Source organism: Streptomyces sp. cmx-4-9 (assembly GCF_046548835.1).
In the GTDB taxonomy this organism is placed as follows: Bacteria; Actinomycetota; Actinomycetes; order Streptomycetales; family Streptomycetaceae; genus Streptomyces.
In genome coordinates this window covers 1-4,698 of the sequence record NZ_JAEBEE010000022.1, presented here as the reverse complement: position 1 = coordinate 4,698, position 4,698 = coordinate 1, and the positions used below count along the sequence as shown (strand labels likewise).

2 protein-coding genes and 1 pseudogene are annotated in these 4,698 nt (G+C 72.1%); all 3 read right to left on the bottom strand.

Going from position 1 to position 4,698, the window contains the following annotated elements; all coding sequences use genetic code 11:
* On the bottom strand, window positions 1–2,659 hold a 2,659-nt coding region (locus ACLJTM_RS34545; protein ID WP_411107786.1), incomplete at its 3' end, for an amino acid adenylation domain-containing protein.
* A complete protein-coding gene (locus ACLJTM_RS34540) occupies window positions 2,659–4,350 on the bottom strand; it encodes a condensation domain-containing protein (protein ID WP_411107787.1) in 1,692 nt (563 codons plus the stop codon). The genes ACLJTM_RS34540 and ACLJTM_RS34545, both read right to left, overlap by 1 nt.
* Before the next feature lie 171 nt (window positions 4,351–4,521).
* A pseudogene (locus ACLJTM_RS34535) lies at window positions 4,522–4,635 on the bottom strand (hypothetical protein); the annotation flags it as partial.
* Window positions 4,636–4,698 lie beyond the last annotated feature (63 nt).

Sequence of the window (4,698 nt, the reverse complement as noted above, 5' to 3'; positions counted from 1 at the left end):
GCAACGCCGAAAGAACCGCCTCCACCTCCCCCGGCTCCACCCGGAAACCACGCACCTTCACCTGCTCGTCCGAACGCCCGACGAACTCCAGCACACCCCCCGCACCCCACCGCGCCACATCACCCGTGCGATACATCCGCTCACCCGACCCACCCCACGGATCAGCAACAAAACGCTCCGCACTCAAACCCGCACGACCCAGATAACCCCGCGCCAACTGCACACCCGCCACATACAAATCACCCGCCACACCCGCACCCACCGGCCGCAGCGCCCCATCCAGCACATACGCCCGGGTGTTCCAGACCGGCCGCCCGATGGGCACCGTGCCGGTTCCGGCCGGTTCGGTGCAGTGCCACGACGTGACGTCCACAGCGGCTTCGGTCGGGCCGTAGAGGTTGTGCAGTTCCGCCCCGAGCACCCGGGAGAACCGCTGCGCCAGCTCGGCCGGGAGGGCCTCACCGCTGCAGATCACCCTGCGCAGGGTCGTGCAGCCGGCGGCGGACGGTTCCTGGAGGAACACCTGGAGCATCGAGGGCACGAAGTGCGCGGTCGTGACCCGGCGGGTACGGATCAGTTCGGCGAGGTAGGCCGGGTCCTTGTGGCCCCCGGGCCGGGCGACGACGAGGGTGGCGCCGACCACGAGCGGCCAGAAGAACTCCCAGACCGACACGTCGAAGCTGGACGGGGTCTTCTGCAGGACCCTGTCCTCGGCGGTGAGCCGGTAGGCGTCCTGCATCCACAGCAGGCGGTTGCCGATGGCCGCGTGGGAGACCACCACGCCCTTGGGACGTCCCGTGGACCCGGACGTGTAGATCACGTAGGCGGGACTGTCGGGCGAGAGTCCGGCCGGCCGGTCGCCGTCGCGTACCCCGGTTGCCGGGCTGCCCTCCAGGGCGGCCAGGGTGACGGGGTCATCGAGCCGGAGGACGGGGACGCCCGGGTCCGCCGGCAGGCCTTCGGCGGTCGCGGCCGTGGCCAGGACCAGGGCCGGAGCGGCGTCCTGGAGCATGTACGCGATCCGCTGCGCCGGGTACTCGGGGTCCACCGGCAGGTAGGCGGCGCCGGTCTTGAGGACCGCCTGGAGTGCCACGATCAGCTCCGCCGAGCGGGGCAGGGCGAGGGCGACCCGCTGCTCGGGCCCGATGCCCAGCCCGATGAGGTGGTGCGCGAGCCGGTTGGCCCGGGCGTCGAGTTCGCCGTACGACAGGGAGCCGTCCTCCAGGACCAGCGCGGTGCGCTCCGGGGTACGGGCCGCCTGGGCTCCGAGGAGTTCGGGCAGGGTGCTCGGGGGGACCTCGTGCGCGGTGGCGTTCCACTCCGCGACCACCTGGCTGCGCACCGCGGGGTCCAGTGTGTCGAGCAGGGCCAGCGGCTGGTCCGGGTCGGCGAGCACGGCGTGGAACGTGCGCTCCAGGCGGTCCGCGATCCGGGCGACCTCGTCGCGGTCGAGGAGGTCAGGGCGGAAGCCCAGTTGGAGGCGGAGCCTGCGGCCGGGCGTGGCGATCAGGCTGAGCGGGTAGTGGGTGGCGTCGTGTCCGCGGAAGCCGGATATGCGGACGCCGTCGACGGTCCGGTCGAATCCCTGGGGGTCGTCGGGGTAGTTCTCGAAGACCAGGAGCGTGTCGAAGAGCTCGCCCGTTCCCGCCAGTCGCTGGAGTTCCGTCAGGCCCAGGTGCTGGTGGGCGAGCAGACCCGCCTGCTGGTCCTGGAGCCGGGTGAATGCGGCGGCGACCGGCTCGGAGGGGCTGTCCGTACGGACGCGGACGGGCAGGGTGTTGATGAAGAGCCCGACCATCGTCTCGACACCGGGGAGCTCCGGCGGCCGTCCGGCGACGGTGGCGCCGAACACCACGTCGTCGCGGCCCGTGAGCGAGCCGAGCAGCAGCCCCCACACCCCTTGGACCACGGTGTTCAGCGTCCAACCCCGACTGCGCGCCAGCTCGGCCAGGGCGGCGGTGCGCTCCTCGGACAGCTCGGCGAGGAAGGTCTCGGGCACGGCCGCGCCGCTCTTCCGGTCGGCGACCAGGAGGGTGGGCCCGGACACGTCGGCCAGGACGGGGCGCCAGGCCTCTTCGGCAGCCTCCCGGTCCTGCTTGGCCTGCCATTCCAGGTAGCTGCGGTAGGGCGTCGCCCGGGGGAGCCCGCCGCCGTCGCCGTGGCTGCCGTACAGGGCGCAGAGCTCTTCCAGGAGGACCGGGAACGACCAGCCGTCGATGAGGATGTGGTGCATCGAGAGCAGCAGGCGGTACTGGTCGTCGGCGAGCCGGACGAGGGTGAACCGCAGCAGCGGCGGCCGGGTGAGGTCGAAACGGCGGCCGCGCTCCGCTTCCGTGAGCCGCTCCAGCTCTGCTGCGCGCGCGGCAGCGCTGCACTCCCGCAGGTCCACCTCGTGCCACGGCAGCTCGACGTCGTACGGGATGACCTGTACCGGCCGGCTGAGCTTCTCGTGCCGGAAGCCGGCCGCCAGGTTGGGGTGGCGCCGCAACAGGGCCTGTCCGGCCGCTTGCAGCGCCTCGGCGTCGAGCTTGCCCTCCAGGTCGAGGGAGAGTTGCACGGTGTAGGCGTCCACTGCCTCGGTGTCGTAGAGGGAATGGAACAGCATTCCTTCCTGCAACGGCGTGAGCGGCAGTACATCAGCGATTCCAGACGTGCCCATTACGACATCCTCCAGTCAGATTCCAGCAGGTCGATTTCAGCCTGGGACAGCGACACCAGTGGCAGATCCGACGGGGTCCTGCTCTGCATTTCAGAATTCTCGGCGCACGCCGTCAGGGATTTCAGTGCCCGGAACCAGAGGGTGCCCAGCTCCTTTACGTCCGTTTCCGACAGGACCCCTTCCGGCCACGACCAGTTGGCGACCAACCGGGGGCCTTCGGGGTGGTCCTGCGTCACCGCGTTGATCTCCAGCACGTGTGCCAGCGGCATGTCCGGGTCGGCGTCCGCCGTGATGACGTCGGCGCCGGCGGCCGCGCCCCAGTCCGCTGCTGCGACCGCGTCCGGGGCGGCGAAGCGGCCCAGGTAGTTGAAAGCCAGCTCGGGAGCGGGCCGGCCCGCCAGCAGCTGCTCCGTTTCGGGATTCAGGTGGCGCAGCAGGCCGAAGCCGAGCCCGTTGTCGGGCAGTTCCCGTACCTGCTCCTTGACCTGCTTGAAGGCGTCGGCAACCGTCGGACCCCCGTCCCACACCCGGGACCAGTCGATGCGCCCGGGGTCGAGCCGCAGCGGGTGGATGCTCGTGAACCAGCCGACGGTCCGGGAGAGGTCGACACCGCTGGTGAACTCCTCCCGGCCGTGTCCTTCGACGTCGACGAGGACCGCGTTCCCACCTCCGCCGGCGCTCCGGTGCCGCCGGTAGCCGACGGCGAGGGCCAGAGCGGTGAGCAGGACATCGTTGACGCCCGCACGGAAGGCTGCCGGCACCGTGGTGAGGAGCGGGGCCGTCTCCTCCTGCGGCAGCGTCAGGGTCAGGGTCCGTACGGTGGCCACCGTGTCCCGCGCCGGATCCAGCGGCCTGCTCCCGAGCAGCGGGCCCGCGGCGCGCAGCCGGTGGGCCCACCTCTCGGTTTCGGCCCGGCGGTCCGGGTCGTGCGCCGACGCGGCCAGCAGTTCGGCCCAGCGGCGCAGCGATGTGCCGACCGGTTGCAGTGCGGGGGCCTGCCCGGCGGCGGCCGCCTGCCAGGCGGCGGCGAGGTCCGGCACCAGGATGTGCCAGGACACTCCGTCGACCACGAGGTGGTGCAGGGCGAGCAGGAGCTGCCCGGGCCGTCCCGGGCCGGCGTCGAACCAGACGGCCTGGACCATCACGCCGCCGTCGGGGTCCAGCCGGAGCCGCGCCGCGCGGGACCCCTCCTCGGTCACCGCCCGCAGGGCCTCCCCTTCGAGGCCGCTCACGTCGACCCGCTCCACGCAGTCGGCGGCGCGCACCGACCCGCGCCCGCGGATCTCCAGCTCCCATTCGCCGCCGCTGACCGCGCGCTTCAGCGTCATGCGCAGCGCGTCGTGGTGGTCGAGCACCGCCTGGAGGGCGTCCGCCAGCCGTTCCAGACCCAGCCCCGCAGGGACCCGGAGCATCTTGGACTGGCTGTACCGGCCGATCGGACCGCTCCGCTCCCGCAGCCAGGACGCGATGGGGGTGCGGCCCAGCGGGCCGGTGCCCTGGTCCGGGACCACCCCGGTCGTCCCGGTCACCACCTCTGCGGCGGCGGCCAGCGCTTCGACGGTCCGGTGCCGGAAGACGTCCCGGGGCGAGACCAGCAGGCCGGCGGCGCGGGCGCGGCTGACGAGCTGGATGGAGACGATGCTGTCGCCGCCGAGGTCGAAGAAGTTGTCGTCGATGCCGACCCGGGGCACGTTCAGCACCTCCGCGAACAACCCGCACAACACCTCCTCCCGCGGCGTCCGCGGCGCCCGACCCCCCACCACACCCACCACCTCGGGCACCGGCAACCGCCGCACATCCAACTTCCCGTTCACCGTCAACGGCAACACGTCCAACACCACGAAAGCCGACGGAACCATGTACTCCGGCAACACCGACCCCGCAAAAGCCCGCAACTCCCCCACCCCCACCTCCACACCCGCCACCGGCACCACATACGCCACCAGACGCCGCTCCCCCGGCACGTCCTCCCGCACCACCACCGCCGCATGCCCCACCCCCGCATGCCCCGCCAAAACCGCCTCCACCTCCCCCACCTC